Raw genomic sequence first — 17,741 nt, forward strand, 5'->3', positions numbered from 1 at the left:
CTGTACTCGGGAATGTCTCCGTGTCATTGATGTGACACAGACCGATACTCAAAGCGGGCCATAGCCACAGCAACTGCCGCGTAGATAACGGCGACTGTGACAACAAGCGGGGCCGAACGGCCGTCCGGCGGCAGCATCAGGGCGGCCACTCCGGCGGCTCCGACGAAGGCGACGTTGAACAGCACGTCGTAGACCGAAAAGGTCCGGCCACGGAAGCCGTCCTCGACGGAGGACTGGACGATCGTGTCCGTCGCGATCTTCGCGCCCTGTGACGTCAGGCCCAGCACGAATGCCGCCACCAGCATGGGAGTTGTGGCGAAGGGCAGGCCGAGGCCGGTCACCAGGAGGGCGGCGGCGCCCGCGCACACGACGATCCAGCGGCCCGGGCCGAGCCGTGCGGCGGCCCACGGGGTCACCACGGCAGCCGCGAAGAAGCCGGCGCCGGAGACGGCCAACGCCAGCCCCAGCAGGGCGAGTCCGTCATCGGCATCGGAGGCGAAGGCGTACCGGCACAGCATCAGCAGCATGACGAGCAGGGCGCCGTAGCAGAAGCGCATCAGTGTCATCGTGAAGAGCGCCCAGGCGGCCTCGCGACGCGGTGGGGCGGACAGATGGCGTACGGCCGCCGCCAGGTCATGTGTGGTGCCGGCGAGGGCGGCCACGAGGCGTGGCTGCATCAACTCGCGGTCGGGTCCGAGCAGTTCCGGCGCCATGCGCAGGGCGGCCAGGCCCGCGCACAGATACAGGGCGGCTCCGAGGAGCACCACGGCGGCATCGGAGTCCCACACCACGAGCCGTACGACGAAGGCCAGGCCGGCTCCCGCGGTCGCGGCGAGTGTGCCGGCGGTCGGGGAAAGGGAGTTGGCGATGACGAGCCGCTCTTCGTCGACCACGCGGGGCAGCGCGGCGGAGAGGCCGGACAGGACGAAGCGGTTGACGGCGGTGACGCACAGGGCGGAGACGTAGAAGAGCCAGTCCGGGACCTCGGTGACGATCAGGGCGGCGGTCGCCGAGGCAAGCAGGGTGCGCAGCAGGCTGCCGTACAGCAGGACTTGGCGGCGGCGCCAGCGGTCCAGCAGAACGCCGGAGAAGGGGCCCACCAGGGAGTACGGCAGGAGCAGTACCGCCATGGCGGAGGCGATCGCTGTGGCCGAGGTCTGTTTCTCCGGGGAGAAGACGACGTAGGTGGCGAGCGCGGTCTGGTAGACGCCGTCGGCGCCCTGGGAGAGCAGGCGTACTGCGAGCAGGCGCCGGAAGTCCCGGAAACGCAGCAGGACTCGCAGGTCGCGTACGACGGACATGGGGCACAGCCTCACATACGGGAGGGTCCCCGGGCGGTATGACCCGGGGACCCTCCACGGCCCTGGCAGGAGCGTTCTGGTGCTGCGCCGTCCGCTTAGCGCTCGACCTCGCCCTTGATGAACTTCTCGACGTTTTCCCGGGCCTGGTCGTCGAAGTACTGGACCGGCGGGGACTTCATGAAGTAGCTGGACGCCGACAGGATCGGGCCGCCGATGCCGCGGTCCTTGGCGATCTTCGCGGCGCGCAGGGCGTCGATGATGACGCCGGCGGAGTTCGGGGAGTCCCAGACCTCGAGCTTGTACTCCAGGTTCAGCGGGACGTCACCGAAGGCACGGCCCTCGAGGCGGACGTAGGCCCACTTGCGGTCGTCGAGCCAGGCGACGTAGTCGGACGGGCCGATGTGGACGTTCTTCTCGCCGAGCTCCCGGTCGGGGATCTGCGAGGTGACGGCCTGCGTCTTGGAGATCTTCTTGGACTCGAGGCGGTCACGCTCGAGCATGTTCTTGAAGTCCATGTTGCCGCCGACGTTCAGCTGCATCGTGCGGTCCAGGACGACACCGCGGTCCTCGAACAGCTTCGCCATGACGCGGTGCGTGATGGTGGCGCCGACCTGGGACTTGATGTCGTCGCCGACGATCGGGACGCCGGCCTCGGTGAACTTGTCGGCCCATTCCTTCGTACCGGCGATGAAGACCGGCAGGGCGTTGACGAAGGCGACACGCGCGTCGATGGCGCACTGGGCGTAAAACTTCGCCGCGTCCTCGGAACCGACGGGCAGGTAGCAGACGAGGACGTCGACCTGCTTGTCCTTGAGGACCTGGACAATGTCGACCGGGGCCTCGGCGGACTCCTCGATGGTCTCGCGGTAGTACTTGCCGAGACCGTCGAGGGTGTGGCCGCGCTGGACGGTCACGCCGGAACGGGGCACGTCGCAGATCTTGATCGTGTTGTTCTCGCTCGCGCCGATGGCGTCCGCGAGGTCGAGGCCGACCTTCTTGGCGTCGACATCGAAGGCGGCGACGAACTCGACGTCCTTGACGTGGTAGTCGCCGAACTGCACGTGCATCAGGCCGGGGACCTTCGACGCCGGGTCGGCGTCCTTGTAGTACTCGACTCCCTGAACCAGCGACGCGGCACAGTTGCCCACGCCGACGATGGCTACGCGCACCGAACCCATTCCGGTTGCTCCCTGTGTGTACGAGTGAGGTCCTGAGTGGATCTCACGTGGCGGTGTCGCCGGGCGTATCCGGCCGGGGGTCGTCCCCCGGCCGGGGCAGGCCGCCCGGCGCTCCATGTGTGTTGTCCTGCGAGCCGGGCCCCCCGGAGGCGGAACCCCTCAGGTCCCGTCCGGCCCGCTCGCTCTCGATGAGCTCGTTCAGCCAGCGCACTTCGCGCTCCACGGACTCCATCCCGTGGCGCTGGAGCTCAAGCGTGTAGTCGTCGAGGCGTTCCCGGGTGCGCGCCAGAGAGGCGCTCATCTTTTCCAGGCGCTCCTCCAGCCGACTGCGACGGCCCTCCAGCACGCGCATGCGCACGTCCTGGGGTGTGCGTCCGAAGAAAGCGAATCGGGCAGCGAAATGCTCGTCCTCGTACGCATCGGGTCCGGTCTGGGAGAGCAGCTCCTCGAAGTGCTCCTTACCTTCCGCCGTCAATCGGTAGACGATCTTGGCGCGACGGCCCGCGAGGGGTGCGGCGAGCGCGTCCTCGGTGGTGTTCCCCGGTTCCTCGATCAACCAGCCGTTGGCGACCAGCGTCTTGAGGCAGGGATAGAGCGTGCCGTAGCTGAACGCACGGAACACGCCGAGCGATGTATTGAGTCGTTTGCGCAGCTCATAGCCGTGCATCGGGGACTCGCGCAGCAGTCCGAGTACGGCGAACTCGAGGATCCCGGAACGTCGGCTCACCCCTCGCCTCCTCGTCTTATGTCGCGCTGATGTATCGACTCGATACATCTAGACGATAGAACGGCCTTCCGCACGCGACAAGTGGGGGAACGGTGAACGGGATCACATCAACGATTCATGTGGAGCGAGTTGCCTGATTTGGGGTGAAGTTCGGGACTAGGAAGACTTTGACGGTGCGTAGTCTGTGCGCCATGCATAACACCGGGAACCGAGTGACGCCTGAGGGCGTCGCCATCCTTGGTGCAGTACGGGTGAATGAGGAACGGACCACATCCGTACTCCGGGGGGACCGGAAAACCGCCGTCGTTGCCAGGCGCCCTGGGGTGCGCCTGTCCGAGGAGTAGTCGTTCGATGAGCGAGCACCGTCGCAAACCGCCGCCGCCGCAGGGAGGCGGACGTGCCGCGGCCCGACGCGGCCAGGCCGGTTCGTCCCCCGGCCGCCGAGCGGCACCGCGAGGCGCCACCGGGTCTCCCTCCGACTCGTACGGGTCGGATTCGGTGAGCGAGGAACGTCCCTACGGAGGCCGCGCCGAAGCACGACGCGCGGCCCAACGAGGTGGTGGCAGCCGCCGCAGAGCGGCCGAACCGGGCAGGGGTGGCCGTCGCGCCTCCCCTGGTGGGCCGGGCGGCCCCGGGCGCGGCAGAGGGCGCATGGCGCCGCCGGCCCGGAAGCGGTTCATCGACTACCCCCGCGCGGGCAAGGACGGCGTGGCGCGCTGGGTGCCGTCGTGGCGGTTGATCGCCGGACTGTTCATCGGCTTCCTCGGCAGCCTCGTGGCTGTCGCGGGCATCGGGTACGCCATGGTGGACATCCCCGTGGTCGCCAAGACCGCGACGGCGCAGAACAACGTCTACCAATGGTCCAACGGCGACGTGATGGTCTCCACCGGCGGTGAGGTGAACCGGCAGGAGGTCAACCTGGCGCGGATCCCCAAGGCCATGCAGAACGCGGTGATCTCGCAGGAGAACAAGACGTTCCGCAGCGACAGCGGCATCGACCCGAAGGGCATCGCCCGCGCTGTCCTGAACATGGCCAGGGGCGGCGAGACCCAGGGCGGCTCGACGATCACTCAGCAGTACGTCAAGAACGCGATGCTGGACGACCAGTCGCAGACCCTCTCGCGTAAGTTCCAGGAGATCTTCGTCTCGATCAAGGTGGGCGCCAAGCTGTCGAAGGACGACATCATGGCCGGCTACCTCAACTCCGCCTACTACGGGCGCAACGCGTACGGGATCCAGGCCGCGGCCCGCGCGTACTTCGACAAGGACGCCGAAGACCTGAATGAAGGGGAGTGCGCCTTCCTGTCGGCCATGCTCAAGGGCGCCACGTACTTCGATCCGGCGGGTTCGAGGTCCATCGACCCGGCAGCCACGCCCGAGGCCAACAGCAAGCGTGCTCTGATCCAGATGCAGGACACCCTCGACAAGATGGTCGAGTACGGACATCTCGACGCCGCGACGCGGGCCAAGTTCACCAAGCTTCCCGCGGTTCAGAACCCGCGCGCCAACGGCGCGTTGAGCGGCCAGGTCGGCTACCTCGTCGATCTCGCCAATGCCTACCTGGTCAACAACAGCGACAAGACCGGGATCACCGAGCGGCGGCTACGGGAAGGCGGTCTCACGATCAAAACGACCTTCGACAAGAAGAAGGTCAACGAGCTCGAGAAGGCCGTGACGAAGGTCTACAAGGCCAACATCAAGCCCAAGGAGCGTCCGGAGACCGACACCCACGTCCAGTTCGGCGGGGCGTCGGTGGATCCGAAGACCGGAGCGATCAAGGCCATCTACGGTGGCGCGGACGCGACGAAGCACTTCACGAACAACGCCGACGTCACGGGTGCCCAGGTCGGTTCGACGTTCAAGCCGTTCGTGCTCGCGGCCGCGATGAAGTGGGGCGTGCGGGACGAGAACCTCGGCGCGGAGCAGGCGCAGGACGAGCGCACCAAGGTCTCCCCGAAGAGCCTGTACAGCGGCAAGAACAAGCTCAAGATCAAGGACTACAAGGGCGACGTCTGGCAGAACGAGAAGGGCGAGGAGTGGAACCAGGTCAACGACGGCGATGAGTCGTACGGTTCTCCCCCGAACTACCAGATCGACCTCCGTGAGGCGATGAGGGAGTCGGTGAACTCCGCGTTCGTGCAGCTCGGCATGGACGTGGGGCTGGACAAGGTGAAGGAGGCGGCAGAGGATGCGGGCATCCTGGAGAGCAGCCTGACCGGCACCGAATACCCGTCCTTCTCCATCGGTACCTCTCAGCCCAGCGCGATCCGCATGGCAGGCGCCTATGCGACCTTCGCGTCCAGCGGGGAGCAGCGTGACCCCTTCTCCGTCACGGAGGTGAAGGACAAGGACGGCGAGGTCTTCACCCACGAGGCCGTGACCACGCAGGCCTTCAACCAGGCGGTGGCCGACAACGTCACAGATGTCCTCAAGACCGTGGTCGAGGACGGTACGGGTACCAACGCCCAGCTGACCGGCCGCCCGGTGGCCGGTAAGACCGGTACGACCGACGGCAACCGGTCTGCCTGGTTCGTGGGCTACACCCCGCAGCTGTCGACGTCGATCGCGATGTTCAGGATGGACGACAACGAGAAGAACCAGAACCGTGAGTTCCTGAAGATGTTCGGAACTGGTGGTCAGAAGAAGATCCACGGTGCCTCGTTCCCGTCCGAGATCTGGCACGACTACATGGAGCAGGCACTCAAGGGCCAGGAGGTGGAGACGTTCCCGACGCCGAAGCCCATCGGGGAAGTCATCAACGACGTTCCGATCCCGACGCCCACACCCACTCCCACCGAGACCGTCGAGGAGAGCCCGACGCCGTCGCCGACCCCCTCGGAGACGGAGGTGTCGCCGACGCCCACGCCGACGGAGACCTGCAGCGAGTTCGACTGGCAGTGCGACAACTCCAACGGCGGGCAGAACGGCGGCACGGACGGCGGTACGACCTCGTCGCCGACGCCAACGGAGACGGAGACGGATAACAGCGGAGGTAATGCCAACGGCAACGGAGGCATCTTCGGCGGATCGTCGGGCTAGAAGCCGATGTGATTAGGCCGGTGGCCGGCACCCATCTCATGGGTGCCGGCCACCGGCCGTTTGTGGCTGTACCCAGGGCTCGGGCGGCGGCCTGTTTCACGTGAAACGTCGGTTTCACGTGAAACACTCAACGCGCACACCCTCGCCGTCCTCGCACCGTTCTCAGACACGTACGGCAGGATGTGGCCCATGCCCAGTGCAGAGACGACGCCCACGAGTGTGCACGAGCCGGACCCGGTGCGGCCGACCAGGGAGGACGAGGTCGCCGCGAACGGCAGTGAGCTGATCGGTGGCCCCATCGGACGGCGCGCCCTGCTCGGGACGTCCTGGTGGACTCCCGTGCGGATCATCGCGCTCGTGGCGATCGGAATGTTCGCACTCGGGCTGGTCCAGAAGGCGCCCTGCTACAACGGCGCCTGGTTCTTCGGTGCCAGCTCGCAGTACACGCATGCCTGCTACTCGGACATCCCGCACCTCTTCCAGGGGCGCGGCTTCGCCGATGGGCTGGTGCCGTACTTCGACAAGCTTCCCGGCGACATGGAGTACCTCGAGTACCCGGTGCTGACCGGTGTCTTCATGGAGGTCGCCTCCTGGCTCACGACGGGCAGCGGCAGCATCCAGCACCAGGAGCAGTGGTACTGGATGGTCAATGCCGGGATGCTGATGGTGTGCGCGGCCGTCATCGCCGTCTGTGTGACCCGTACGCATGCCCGGCGCCCCTGGGACGGTCTGCTGGTCGCCCTGGCGCCCGCCTTCGCGCTGACCGCGACCATCAACTGGGACCTGCTGGCCGTCGCCCTGACGGCCGCCGCGATGCTGATGTGGTCGAGGAGCCGCCCGGTCGCTTTCGGCATCTTGCTGGGCCTTGCCACAGCCGCGAAGCTCTATCCCGTCTTCCTGCTCGGCCCGCTGCTCGTCCTGTGCTGGCGCGCGGGCAAGTGGCGGGACTTCGGCAAGGCGCTGGGCGGCACGGTCGTCGCCTGGCTGGTGGTGAACCTTCCGGTGATGCTGCTCGCCTGGGACGGATGGTCGCAGTTCTACCGGTTCAGTCAGGAGCGGGGCGTCGACTTCGGCTCGTTCTGGCTGATCATGGCCCAGAACTCCTCCGACCCGCTGAGCACCGAGACCGTCAACACGCTTGCCACGCTGCTGATGCTGCTGTGCTGTGCCGGTGTCGCCGCGCTCACGCTCACCGCTCCGCGCCGGCCGCGCTTCGCCCAGCTGGCCTTCCTGATCGTCGCGGCGTTCATCCTCACCAACAAGGTCTACTCGCCGCAGTACGTCCTGTGGCTGGTGCCCCTGGCCGTGCTCGCCCGGCCGAGGTGGCGGGACTTCCTCATCTGGCAAGCGTGCGAGGTGGCGTACTTCCTCGGGATCTGGCTGTACCTCGCGTACACGACCAGCGGGGACGCCCACAAGGGACTGCCGCCCGACGGCTATCACTGGGCCATCGGCGTGCACCTGCTGGGGACGCTGTACATGTGCGCCGTCGTCGTACGGGACATCCTCATGCCGGAGCGCGATCCGGTGCGCCGAGCCGGTGACGACGACCCCTCGGGCGGTGTTCTCGACAAGGCCGAGGATGTCTTCGTGTTCGGCCACGCGGCCCATCCGCCCCGGCATGCGGCCCACTTCGACGGGCAGCAGGTGGAGTGGGGAAGCCGGGAGGCGACCGGGAGTTCGCTCTGAGCGAACAGGGCGTAGAGGGCGTACGCGAAAGGCCGTACACGGAAGGGTCCGTGTACGGCCTTCGCCGTTACGGCGGTACCGGGCGGCGGCCGTTCAGCCGCCGAGCGGTGTGGGTCAGCGGTCCACGATGCGGTCGAACTGCGTGGTGGTGTGCCGCAGATGGGCGACCAGTTCGTCGCCGACCTTCGGCTCGGGGGCGTCCGAGGGGACGAACAGGATCGAGACCTGCATGTGCGGCGGCTCCGCGAACCAGCGCTGCTTGCCGCCCCAGACGAAGGGAGAAAGGTTCCGGTTCACCGTGGCCAGGCCGGCCCGTGCGACGCCCTTGGCACGCGGCATGACGCCGTGCAGGGCCTTCGGGGCCTCCAGGCCCACTCCGTGCGACGTACCGCCCGCCACGACCACCAGGAAGCCGTCCGAGGCCGCCTTCTGCTGCCGGTAGCCGAAGCGGTCGCCCTTGGAGACGCGGGTGACGTCCAGGACGGCGCCGCGGTACTCGGTGGCGTCGTGGTCCCCCAGCCACAGCCGGGTGCCGATGCGGGCGCGGAAGCGGGTCTGCGGGAACTGCTGCTGGAGACGGGCGAGTTCCTCGGCCTTGAGATGGCTGACGAACATCGTGTGCAGCGGCAGCCTGGCCGCGCGCAGCCGGTCCATCCAGCCGATGACCTCCTCGACGGCGTCCGAGCCGTCGGTGCGGTCCAGCGGCAGATGGATGGCGAAGCCCTCCAGGCGGACGTTCTCGATGGCCTGGTGCAGCTGCGGCAGGTCCTGCTCGCTGATGCCGTGCCGCTTCATCGAGGACATCACCTCGATGACCACACGGGCGCCCACGAGGCCGTACACGCCGTCCACCGACGACACCGAGCGGATGACGCGGTCGGGCAGCGGTACGGGCTCCTCGCCGCGCCGGTACGGCGTCAGGACCAGCAGATCGCCGCCGAACCAGTCCTTGATGCGCGCGGCCTCGTAGGTCGTGCCCACGGCAAGGACCTCGGAGCCCAGCCGTGTGGCCTCCTCCGCGAGGCGCTCGTGTCCGAAGCCGTAGCCGTTGCCCTTGCAGACCGGGACGAGGCCCGGGAACTGCTCCTGCACGTGCTTGTGGTGCGCCCGCCAGCGCGCGGTGTCGACGTAGAGCGTGAGCGCCATGGCCGGACCTGGAACCTTTCTCGTGGCTGCGGTGTATCAGAGATATGGAAGCTATCGACGGTGCAGCAGTTGACGGTATCGAAGCAGAGAACGCGAGGTCAGCGACGCGACATGTAGATGTCGAGCGCCTTGTGGAGCAGCTTGTTGAGCGGGAAGTCCCACTCGCCGAGGTACTCGGCGGCCTGCCCGCCCGTGCCCACCTTGAACTGGATCAGGCCGAAGAGGTGGTCGGTCTCGTCCAGCGAGTCGGAGATGCCGCGCAGGTCGTAGACGGTGGCGCCGAGGGCGTAGGCGTCGCGCAGCATCCGCCACTGCATCGCGTTCGAGGGCCGGACCTCACGGCCGATGTTGTCGGAGGCGCCGTAGGAGTACCAGACATGGCCGCCGACGATCAGCATCGTCGCCGCCGACAGGTTCACACCCTCGTGGCGGGCGAAGTACAGCCGCATGCGGTTGGGGTCCTCGTTGTTGAGAGCCGTCCACATGCGCTGGAAGTACGACAGCGGGCGCGGCCGGAAGTGGTCGCGCACCGCCGTGATCTCGTACAGGCGCTGCCATTCCGCGAGGTCCTGGTAGCCGCCCTGGACGACCTCGACGCCGGCCTTCTCGGCCTTCTTGATGTTGCGTCGCCACAGCTGGTTGAAGTTCTTGTGCACCTCTTCCAGGGACCGGTTGGCCAGCGGCACCTGGTAGACATAGCGGGGCTGGACGTCGCCGAAGCCGGCCCCGCCGTCCTCGCCCTGCTGCCAGCCCATACGACGCAGCTTGTCGGCGACTTCGAAGGCGCGCGGCTCGATGAAGTCGGCCTCGATGTCACGCAGCCGCTTCACGTCCGGGTTCTGGATGCCGGCCTTGATGGAGGTGGCCTCCCAGCGCCGGATGATCACCGGCGGGCCCATCTTCACGGAGAAGGCGCCCTGCTGCTTGAGGTGCGCGAGCATCGGTTCCAGCCACTCGGTCAGATTCGGCGCGAACCAGTTGATGACCGGGCCCTCGGGCAGATACGCGAGGTAGCGCTTGATCTTGGGAAGCTGGCGGTAGAGGACGAGGCCCGCGCCGACCAGTTCGCCGCTCCGGTCGAACCAGCCGAGGCTCTCCGAGCGCCATTCCGCCTTGACGTCAGCCCAGGCCGGGACCTGCATGTGGCTCGCCGCCGGCAGGCTCTGGATGTATGCCAGATGCTGCTCGCGACTGATCGTCCTCAGGGTCAGGCTCATTCGGGGCGCTCCTCGGGCTGGTGTGTCCCCATGGGTACAGGGGCTCCGGCTCTCGCGGAAGCCTACTGCGCCTTGGGAGCGCCCCGACTGGGCGTACGGAAGCTTCGCCCCGGCTTCCGTGCCGCCGCGGCGTTCGAGAGTGTTCTATGCGGTGTTCTACCGGTGTTCGGAGGTCGGTCTCCGTGGCGGGCGCGAGGAGGGCAGTGCCCCGGCGTCAGAAGCCGCCGAAGAGCCCGCCGTGCGCCATGCCGAGGAAGAAGCCGACTCCGGAGGCACCGAGACCCACGATCAGGCCGAAGCGCTCACGCGTCGTCTCCGAGATCCACTGGCCGTACGCACCCGTGAGGATGCCCACCAGGCCGGTCCAGGAGCTGAGCAGGTGCAAGAAGTGGAACTGTGCCGTGATGAACGACGTGATGCCGAGCACCAGGGTCACCACAAGCAGGGTGTCCTGGATGGGATGGGACTTTCCGTCCGTGGCGAAGAGGCCTCCGACGGTATTGGGTCGCAATGCCTGTGCCATAGGGCACCTCCTGCGGAAGGCGGCGCATCGTAGCGCCATACACACCCGATGTGTACAGATTGTGGGCGACGGCGGCCGGATTTCAACCGGACGCCGGTGTGCGGGTACTGTGTACCGTCTGCACCGGTGTCTGCCCGGGCCAGCTCCGGGGGAACCGCGAGGTCACCCCCGATTGTCAGTGCCGGCCGATACCGTTGCGTACGCATCACAACCCTCCTGCCACGGAACGACCGTGGCCGCTGAGTCCAAAGGAGGTGGGTTCCACATGCGTCACTACGAGGTGATGGTCATCCTCGACCCCGATCTGGAGGAGCGCGCTGTCGCCCCCCTGATCGAGAACTTCCTCTCCGTCGTCCGTGAGGGCAACGGCAAGGTCGAGAAGGTCGACACCTGGGGCCGTCGTCGTCTCTCGTACGAGATCAAGAAGAAGCCCGAGGGCATCTACTCGGTCATCGACCTGCAGGCCGAGCCTGCGGTCGTCAAGGAGCTCGACCGCCAGATGAACCTGAACGAGTCGGTCCTCCGGACCAAGGTCCTCCGCCCCGAGACCCACTGAGCTCTTCCGCTCAGCTGATCTCGGGATTCGAGTAGCAGCAACCAAGCAGCCAGACCAGCAAACCCGCCGAGAGGTTCCCCCATGGCAGGCGAGACCGTCATCACGGTCGTCGGCAATCTTGTCGACGACCCCGAGCTGCGCTTCACCCCGTCCGGTGCGGCGGTCGCGAAGTTCCGTGTCGCGTCCACCCCCCGCACCTTCGACCGTCAGACCAATGAGTGGAAGGACGGCGAGAGCCTGTTCCTGACCTGCTCGGTCTGGCGTCAGGCGGCGGAGAACGTCGCGGAGTCGCTCCAGCGAGGCATGCGCGTCATCGTGCAGGGCCGGCTGAAGCAGCGGTCCTACGAGGACCGTGAGGGCGTCAAGCGCACGGTCTACGAGCTGGACGTCGAGGAAGTCGGCGCCAGCCTGCGGAACGCCACGGCGAAGGTCACCAAGACCTCCGGTGGCGGCCGCGGTGGCCAGGGCGGTTACAGCGGCGGTGGCGGCCAGGGTGGCGGCGGCTGGGGTGGAAACTCCGGCGGCGGCCAGCAGGGCGGCGGCGGTGCTCCCGCCGACGACCCGTGGGCGACCGGCGCTCCCGCCGGTGGCAACCAGGGCGGCGGCGGTGGCGGCGGCTGGGGTGGAAACTCCGGCGGCGGCCAGCAGGGCGGCGGCGGTGGCGGCGGCTACTCGGACGAGCCCCCCTTCTAGACCCTCGGGTCTGGGGCGGGGCCGTACCCCAAACTTCTTGATCACACAGGAGAAACACCATGGCGAAGCCGCCTGTGCGCAAGCCGAAGAAGAAGGTCTGCGCATTCTGCAAGGACAAGGTCACGTACGTGGACTACAAGGACACGAACATGCTGCGGAAGTTCATTTCCGACCGCGGCAAGATCCGTGCCCGCCGCGTGACCGGCAACTGCACGCAGCACCAGCGTGACGTCGCCACGGCCGTCAAGAACAGCCGTGAGATGGCGCTGCTGCCCTACACCTCCACCGCGCGATAAGGGAAGGGTGACCGAAACATGAAGATCATCCTCACCCACGAGGTCTCCGGCCTCGGCGCCGCGGGCGACGTCGTCGACGTCAAGGACGGTTACGCTCGCAACTACCTGATCCCGCGGAAGTTCGCTATCCGCTGGACCAAGGGTGGCGAGAAGGACGTCGAGCAGATCCGTCGCGCTCGCAAGATCCACGAGATCCAGACCATCGAGCAGGCCAACGCTGTCAAGGCCCAGCTCGAAGGTGTGAAGGTCCGTCTGGCCGTCCGCTCCGGCGACGCCGGTCGTCTCTTCGGTTCCGTCACTCCGGCCGACGTCGCTTCCGCGATCAAGGCTGCCGGTGGCCCCGAGGTCGACAAGCGCCGCATTGAGCTGGGCTCCCCGATCAAGACCCTGGGCGCCCACGAGACGTCCGTGCGTCTGCACCCCGAGGTTGCCGCCAAGGTCAACATCGAGGTCGTCGCGGCCTGATCGCTGCGCTCAGCTTGAACAGCTGAATGAAGGGGCCGTACCCCATCGGGTACGGCCCCTTCGCTGTGCGGCGGACGGATGTGCGGCTCGGCAAGGGGCGACGGCCTTCACGGGCGCCGCGTCCGTTTCACGTGAAACAGCGTGTTTCACGTGAAACAGTCAGCGCGTCGCGCCCGTGACGATCCAGCGGCCCGAACGGCTGCGCAGCCACAGCGTCAGCATGCGCACCGTCATCATCAGCGTCATGGCTGCCCAGACCGCGGTGAGCCCGCCGCCGAGCGCGGGGACGAGTAGCGCGACCGGTGTGAACACGGCCAGGGTGAGCACCATGGCCCAGGCGAGGTAGGGGCCGTCTCCTGCTCCCATGAGGACGCCGTCCAGGACGAAGACGACGCCGCAGATCGGCTGGGAGAGCGCCACCACGAGAAGGGCGGGCAGGGCAGCGTCCTTGACGAACGAGTCGCTGGTGAACAACGGCAGGAAGAGCGGCCGGGAGACCACCACGAGCAGGCCCAGGACGACGCCCGCTGCGATGCCCCACTCCACCATGCGACGGCAGGCGGCTCGGGCGCCCTCGGCGTCGCCGGCGCCCAGATATCTGCCGATGATGGCTTGCCCGGCGATGGCGATGGCATCCAGAGCGAAGGCGAGCAGGCTCCAGAGCGAGAGGATGATCTGGTGCGCCGCGATGTCTGCGTCGCCGAGTCGAGCCGCGACGGCGGTCGCGATCATGAGGATCGCCCTCAGCGAGAGCGTGCGGACCAGCAGAGGTACTCCGGCCTGCGCGGAGGCCCTGATGCCCGCCGAGTCGGGACGAAGGGAGGCGCCGTGCTTGCGGGCACCGCGAACGACCACCACGAGATAGATCGCGGCCATGCCGAACTGGGCGATGACCGTGCCCCAGGCGGATCCTGCGATGCCGAGGTCGGCGCCGTAGACGAGGCCCACGTTCAGGACGGCGTTGGCGATGAAGCCCGCCACGGCGACGTAGAGCGGGGTTTTGGTGTCCTGGAGGCCGCGCAGGACGCCGGTGGCGGCAAGGACGACGAGCATGGCCGGTATGCCGAGTGCCGAGATCCGTAGGTAGGTCGTCGCGTACGGGGCCGCGGTGTCCGAGGCGCCGAAGAGTTCTACGAGAAACGGCGCTGTGGGCAGGACGACCGCGATGACGGCGACACCCAGGAGGATGGCCAGCCAGATGCCGTCCATGCCCTGGCGTATCGCCGCCTGGAGGTCACCGGCGCCGACACGTCGGGCGACCGCCGCTGTGGTGGCGTAGGCGAGGAAGACGAAGACACTGACGGCCGTCATGAGGAGGGCCGAAGCGACCCCGAGCCCGGCGAGCTGTGCTGTGCCGAGATGGCCGACGATGGCACTGTCGGCCATGACGAAGAGGGGCTCGGCGACGAGTGCGCCGAAGGCCGGCACGGCCAGCGCGACGATCTCTCGATCGTGCTGTCGCCGGGCAGCCTTGGGTGTCGCGGGGGCCTGTGTCATGGCCACCAATCTAATCGTCCACAGGTAAGAGATGCAATCCGGTAGTGACCCTTACTTGTCGTCTCGCATCGTGTGCTTTCGCGCACCGTTCGAAGCGATCTTGGTCCGACTGGGGAAGTTTTTCTTCTGCACAGCCGGTGGATGGTAAATGTGCAGGTCAGAGGGGGCCCTTGGGAATCGGTCCGAGCTTGTTCACAGGGCTGTCCACCGGCTCGTGCACAGGTTTTGAGGAGTTCTCCACAGCATCCGGGCCGTCGTCCACATGGCCTGTGGATAACCAGATTGGCTGACGGTGCCCGCGGGCCTACCGTGGTCCGGCGCCCGCTCCGTCTTTCGGCCGTGAAAGCGTCACAAAACCGACGTGCCAGAACCGGAGTTGGGCCTCTTATTTGTCAGTGGCGTGCCGTAGAACAGAGAGGCACGGCGAGGTCCGCTCGGCGGACGGGAGGAGGTGGCTCGGTGAGCATTTCCGAGCCCTTGGACGACCCGTGGGCCGACAGCGGTCCCAGTGATCGTCTGCCCGCCTCCCGCCGACGCGGTGACGGTGGCCGAGGACGCGACGAGCAGCATGACCGCGGCCGGGACAACGGCGAGTGGGAGGGTGGCGGTTCGACCTTCGAGCGGGTCCCGCCGCAGGACCTCGACGCCGAGCAGTCCGTCCTCGGCGGCATGCTCCTGTCCAAGGACGCCATCGCCGATGTGGTCGAGGTCATCAAGGGCCACGACTTCTACAAGCCGGCGCACGAGACGATCTTCCAGGCGATCCTCGACGTCTATGCCAAGGGTGAGCCGGCCGACCCCATCACCATCGCCGCCGAGCTCACCAAGCGAGGTGAGATCAACAAGGTCGGCGGCGCCTCGTATCTGCACACCCTCGTCCAGACGGTGCCGACGGCGGCCAACGCCGAGTACTACGCGGAGATCGTCCATGAGCGGGCGGTGCTGCGCCGTCTGGTCGAGGCCGGTACCCGCATCACACAGATGGGATACGCGGCCGACGACGACGTCGACGAGATCGTCAACCGCGCCCAGGCCGAGATCTACGCCGTCACCGAACAGCGCACCAGCGAGGACTATCTCCCGCTCGGCGACATCATGGAGGGCGCGCTCGACGAGATCGAGGCGATCGGCTCGCGCACCGGTGAGATGACCGGTGTACCCACCGGGTTCACCGACCTCGACTCACTCACCAACGGGCTGCACCCGGGCCAGATGATCGTCATCGCGGCCCGCCCCGCCATGGGTAAGTCCACACTCGCGCTGGACTTCGCGCGGGCGGCGTCGATCAAGAACAACCTGGCGAGCGTCATCTTCTCCCTGGAAATGGGGCGCAACGAGATCGCGATGCGTCTGCTGTCGGCCGAGGCGCGAGTGGCCCTGCACCACATGCGTTCCGGGACGATGACGGACGAGGACTGGACCCGGCTGGCGCGCCGGATGCCCGAGGTCTCGGCGGCGCCGCTCTACATCGACGACTCCCCGAACCTGTCGATGATGGAGATCCGCGCGAAGTGCCGACGGCTCAAGCAGCGCAATGACATCAAGCTCGTGATCATCGACTATCTGCAGCTGATGCAGTCCGGTGGTTCGAAGCGTTCCGAGAGCCGTCAGCAGGAGGTCTCGGACATGTCCCGTAACCTCAAGCTCCTGGCGAAGGAGCTGGAGGTCCCGGTGATCGCGCTCTCGCAGCTCAACCGTGGTCCCGAGCAGCGCACGGACAAGAAGCCGATGGTGTCCGACCTGCGTGAGTCCGGCTCCATCGAGCAGGACGCCGACATGGTGATCCTGCTGCACCGCGAGGACGCCTATGAGAAGGAGTCGCCGCGCGCAGGCGAGGCGGACATCATCGTGGGCAAGCACCGTAACGGTCCGACGGCGACGATCACGGTCGCCTTCCAGGGCCACTACTCGCGGTTCGTGGACATGGCGCAGACCTGATCCGTGTCCCCGGCGGAGGGCGCGACGGTAATGCGCTCGACTCAAGAGCGGCCGCCGGGGTGGACTGGGGTGCATGACGACATCTCAGGACGAGTTGCTTCCCGCTACCCGCCGCGCGCTGCTGCACCGCATCGCCGTCGCCCAGTCCGAAGGGCGGGCGCCCTCATTGGTGGCCGCGGTCGTGCGAGGCGGCCGGGCGGTGTGGCACGGTTCGCGTACCTCGGTGGACGGGCATGCGCCGGACCAGGATGTGCAGTACCGCATCGGCTCGATCACCAAGACCTTCACCGCAGTTCTCGTCCTGCGACTGCGCGACGAGGGCCTGCTTGCCCTCGGTGACCCTCTGGAGAAGCATCTGCCGGGTACCGGCGCGGGGGAGGCCACCATCGCCGAACTGCTCGCGCACACCAGCGGGTTGGCGGCCGAGTCGCCCGCGCCATGGTGGGAGCGGACCCCGGGTTCCTTGCGGCCGGAGCTGTCCGACGTCCTCGGTGAACAGCCCTTCCTGCATCCGTCAGGGCGCCGGTTCCACTACTCGAACCCCGGCTATACGTTGCTGGGTGCGCTGGTCGAGAAGCTGCGGGGAGCTCCGTGGGAGGACGTACTCCGGCGTGAAGTGCTCGAACCCCTGGGCCTGGACCGCACGAGTACACGACCTCAGGCACCGCATGCCGGAGGGTGGGCTGTGCACCCCTGGGCCGATGTGATGCTTCCCGAGCCGACCGAGGACCTCGGCCGTATGGCATCCGCCGGTCAACTCTGGTCGACCACGGCTGACTTGGCGAAGTTCGCGGCCTTCCTGATCAAGGGCGACGACCTGGTGCTGAGCGCAGAGTCGCTGGAGGAGATGAGGACGCCGGCGGCCCCGCAGGAGGCGGCGGACGTGGCGAGTGGTTACGCCTACTGCCTGGGTCTGGAGATCCGGCACCAGGACGGCAGGACTCTCATCGGGCACTCGGGCTCCCTGCCGGGCTTCCTGGCCTGTCTCACGGTGAGTGTCGAGGACGATCTCGCCGCTGTCGTCCTGGCCAACTGCACGTCCGGGCCACTGCTGTTCTCCGTCGCCGCCGACCTCGTCCGTGTCGTCGCCGAGGCAGAGCCGCGGATTCCCGAGCCGTGGCGTCCGATGCCGGAAGTCGATCCGGCGGTGCTGGAGCTGGCGGGGCAGTGGTACTGGGGGACGCACGCCTTCGCGTTGCGGTTGTCGGCCGATGGACTGGTCTCCTTGGAGCCGTTGTCCGACAAGGGCCGCCGCTCACGGTTCCGGCCCCATGGTGACGGCACATGGACGGGACTGGAGGGCTATTACGCCGGCGAGCTTCTGAAGGCCGTACGACGCTCGGACGGGACCGTCGACCATCTGGACCTCGGGTCGTTCGTTTTCACGCGCCAGCCGTACGACGAGGGGGCTGCCGTGCCGGGTGGAGTGGATCCCGACGGGTGGCGGGGGATCGGCCCGGCCTGATCCATGGTGGC

General features: G+C 67.4%; 15 protein-coding genes. 8 read left to right on the top strand and 7 right to left on the bottom strand.

The window, feature by feature from the left end; all coding sequences use genetic code 11:
* Window positions 1–23: 23 nt before the first annotated feature.
* The 3 genes from IE325_RS18430 to IE325_RS18440 all read right to left on the bottom strand — a co-directional run bounded on the left by IE325_RS18430 (window position 24) and on the right by IE325_RS18440 (window position 3,206).
* Window positions 24–1,301, bottom strand: coding sequence for an MFS transporter (locus IE325_RS18430; RefSeq protein WP_190071035.1), 1,278 nt, complete (start codon window positions 1,299–1,301; stop codon window positions 24–26).
* Window positions 1,302–1,396: 95 nt separating this feature from the next.
* Window positions 1,397–2,479 (bottom strand): inositol-3-phosphate synthase, encoded by a 1,083-nt coding sequence (locus tag IE325_RS18435; protein ID WP_190071036.1) that lies wholly within the window; start codon window positions 2,477–2,479, stop codon window positions 1,397–1,399.
* 43 nt (window positions 2,480–2,522) lie between these two features.
* The gene (locus tag IE325_RS18440) at window positions 2,523–3,206 is read right to left on the bottom strand and encodes a PadR family transcriptional regulator (RefSeq protein WP_190071037.1); all 684 of its coding nucleotides are present in this window, start codon (window positions 3,204–3,206) and stop codon (window positions 2,523–2,525) included.
* 351 nt (window positions 3,207–3,557) lie between these two features.
* On the opposite strand from IE325_RS18440, the gene IE325_RS18445 reads away from it, so the two are divergent.
* Together IE325_RS18445 and IE325_RS18450 are read left to right on the top strand one after the other, a co-directional pair.
* Window positions 3,558–6,245 (top strand): transglycosylase domain-containing protein, encoded by a 2,688-nt coding sequence (locus IE325_RS18445; protein ID WP_190071038.1) that lies wholly within the window; start codon window positions 3,558–3,560, stop codon window positions 6,243–6,245.
* A 189-nt stretch (window positions 6,246–6,434) separates the two neighbouring features.
* A complete protein-coding gene (locus IE325_RS18450; RefSeq protein ID WP_190071039.1) occupies window positions 6,435–7,934 on the top strand; it encodes a glycosyltransferase family 87 protein in 1,500 nt (499 codons plus the stop codon).
* A gap of 114 nt (window positions 7,935–8,048) precedes the next feature.
* Here the strand turns inward: IE325_RS18450 and IE325_RS18455 are convergent, their stop codons facing one another.
* The 3 genes from IE325_RS18455 to IE325_RS18465 all read right to left on the bottom strand — a co-directional run bounded on the left by IE325_RS18455 (window position 8,049) and on the right by IE325_RS18465 (window position 10,820).
* The gene (locus IE325_RS18455; RefSeq protein ID WP_190071040.1) at window positions 8,049–9,080 is read right to left on the bottom strand and encodes an alanine racemase; all 1,032 of its coding nucleotides are present in this window, start codon (window positions 9,078–9,080) and stop codon (window positions 8,049–8,051) included.
* A gap of 98 nt (window positions 9,081–9,178) precedes the next feature.
* A complete protein-coding gene (femX, locus tag IE325_RS18460) occupies window positions 9,179–10,297 on the bottom strand; it encodes a peptidoglycan bridge formation glycyltransferase FemX (protein ID WP_190071041.1) in 1,119 nt (372 codons plus the stop codon).
* A 214-nt stretch (window positions 10,298–10,511) separates the two neighbouring features.
* On the bottom strand, window positions 10,512–10,820 hold the full coding sequence (locus tag IE325_RS18465) for a hypothetical protein (protein WP_190071042.1): 309 nt from the start codon (window positions 10,818–10,820) through the stop codon (window positions 10,512–10,514).
* Between the two features lie 265 nt (window positions 10,821–11,085).
* On the opposite strand from IE325_RS18465, the gene rpsF reads away from it, so the two are divergent.
* The 4 genes from rpsF (at window position 11,086) to rplI (ending at window position 12,830) form a co-directional block, all read left to right on the top strand.
* A complete protein-coding gene (rpsF, locus tag IE325_RS18470) occupies window positions 11,086–11,376 on the top strand; it encodes a 30S ribosomal protein S6 (protein ID WP_005482942.1) in 291 nt (96 codons plus the stop codon).
* Window positions 11,377–11,457: 81 nt separating this feature from the next.
* The gene (locus tag IE325_RS18475) at window positions 11,458–12,069 is read left to right on the top strand and encodes a single-stranded DNA-binding protein (RefSeq protein WP_190071043.1); all 612 of its coding nucleotides are present in this window, start codon (window positions 11,458–11,460) and stop codon (window positions 12,067–12,069) included.
* Window positions 12,070–12,128: 59 nt separating this feature from the next.
* The gene (rpsR, locus tag IE325_RS18480; RefSeq protein ID WP_003949403.1) at window positions 12,129–12,365 is read left to right on the top strand and encodes a 30S ribosomal protein S18; all 237 of its coding nucleotides are present in this window, start codon (window positions 12,129–12,131) and stop codon (window positions 12,363–12,365) included.
* An 18-nt stretch (window positions 12,366–12,383) separates the two neighbouring features.
* Window positions 12,384–12,830 carry a 50S ribosomal protein L9 gene (gene rplI / locus IE325_RS18485; RefSeq protein WP_190071044.1) on the top strand — a complete coding sequence of 149 codons (447 nt, stop codon included), beginning with the start codon at window positions 12,384–12,386 and terminating at the stop codon, window positions 12,828–12,830.
* A gap of 159 nt (window positions 12,831–12,989) precedes the next feature.
* Here the strand turns inward: rplI and IE325_RS18490 are convergent, their stop codons facing one another.
* Window positions 12,990–14,327 (bottom strand): MATE family efflux transporter, encoded by a 1,338-nt coding sequence (locus IE325_RS18490; protein ID WP_190071045.1) that lies wholly within the window; start codon window positions 14,325–14,327, stop codon window positions 12,990–12,992.
* A gap of 459 nt (window positions 14,328–14,786) precedes the next feature.
* Here IE325_RS18490 and dnaB point away from each other — a divergent pair, with 459 nt between their 5' ends.
* Together dnaB and IE325_RS18500 are read left to right on the top strand one after the other, a co-directional pair.
* On the top strand, window positions 14,787–16,265 hold the full coding sequence (gene dnaB, locus IE325_RS18495) for a replicative DNA helicase (protein WP_190071046.1): 1,479 nt from the start codon (window positions 14,787–14,789) through the stop codon (window positions 16,263–16,265).
* 73 nt (window positions 16,266–16,338) lie between these two features.
* The gene (locus IE325_RS18500; protein WP_190071047.1) at window positions 16,339–17,730 is read left to right on the top strand and encodes a serine hydrolase domain-containing protein; all 1,392 of its coding nucleotides are present in this window, start codon (window positions 16,339–16,341) and stop codon (window positions 17,728–17,730) included.
* Window positions 17,731–17,741: the final 11 nt, after the last annotated feature.

This window comes from Streptomyces lanatus (assembly GCF_014655715.1).
In the GTDB taxonomy this organism is placed as follows: Bacteria; Actinomycetota; Actinomycetes; order Streptomycetales; family Streptomycetaceae; genus Streptomyces; species Streptomyces lanatus.

Coding starts and splice junctions, on each gene's coding strand:
- IE325_RS18430 (WP_190071035.1), bottom strand. CDS start 1,301: ATGTCCGTCGTACGCGACCTGCGAGTCCTGCTGCGTTTCCGGGACTTC.
- IE325_RS18435 (WP_190071036.1), bottom strand. CDS start 2,479: ATGGGTTCGGTGCGCGTAGCCATCGTCGGCGTGGGCAACTGTGCCGCG.
- IE325_RS18445 (WP_190071038.1), top strand. CDS start 3,558: ATGAGCGAGCACCGTCGCAAACCGCCGCCGCCGCAGGGAGGCGGACGT.
- IE325_RS18450 (WP_190071039.1), top strand. CDS start 6,435: ATGCCCAGTGCAGAGACGACGCCCACGAGTGTGCACGAGCCGGACCCG.
- IE325_RS18455 (WP_190071040.1), bottom strand. CDS start 9,080: ATGGCGCTCACGCTCTACGTCGACACCGCGCGCTGGCGGGCGCACCAC.
- femX (WP_190071041.1), bottom strand. CDS start 10,297: ATGAGCCTGACCCTGAGGACGATCAGTCGCGAGCAGCATCTGGCATAC.
- IE325_RS18465 (WP_190071042.1), bottom strand. CDS start 10,820: ATGGCACAGGCATTGCGACCCAATACCGTCGGAGGCCTCTTCGCCACG.
- rpsF (WP_005482942.1), top strand. CDS start 11,086: ATGCGTCACTACGAGGTGATGGTCATCCTCGACCCCGATCTGGAGGAG.
- IE325_RS18475 (WP_190071043.1), top strand. CDS start 11,458: ATGGCAGGCGAGACCGTCATCACGGTCGTCGGCAATCTTGTCGACGAC.
- rpsR (WP_003949403.1), top strand. CDS start 12,129: ATGGCGAAGCCGCCTGTGCGCAAGCCGAAGAAGAAGGTCTGCGCATTC.
- rplI (WP_190071044.1), top strand. CDS start 12,384: ATGAAGATCATCCTCACCCACGAGGTCTCCGGCCTCGGCGCCGCGGGC.
- IE325_RS18490 (WP_190071045.1), bottom strand. CDS start 14,327: ATGACACAGGCCCCCGCGACACCCAAGGCTGCCCGGCGACAGCACGAT.
- IE325_RS18500 (WP_190071047.1), top strand. CDS start 16,339: ATGACGACATCTCAGGACGAGTTGCTTCCCGCTACCCGCCGCGCGCTG.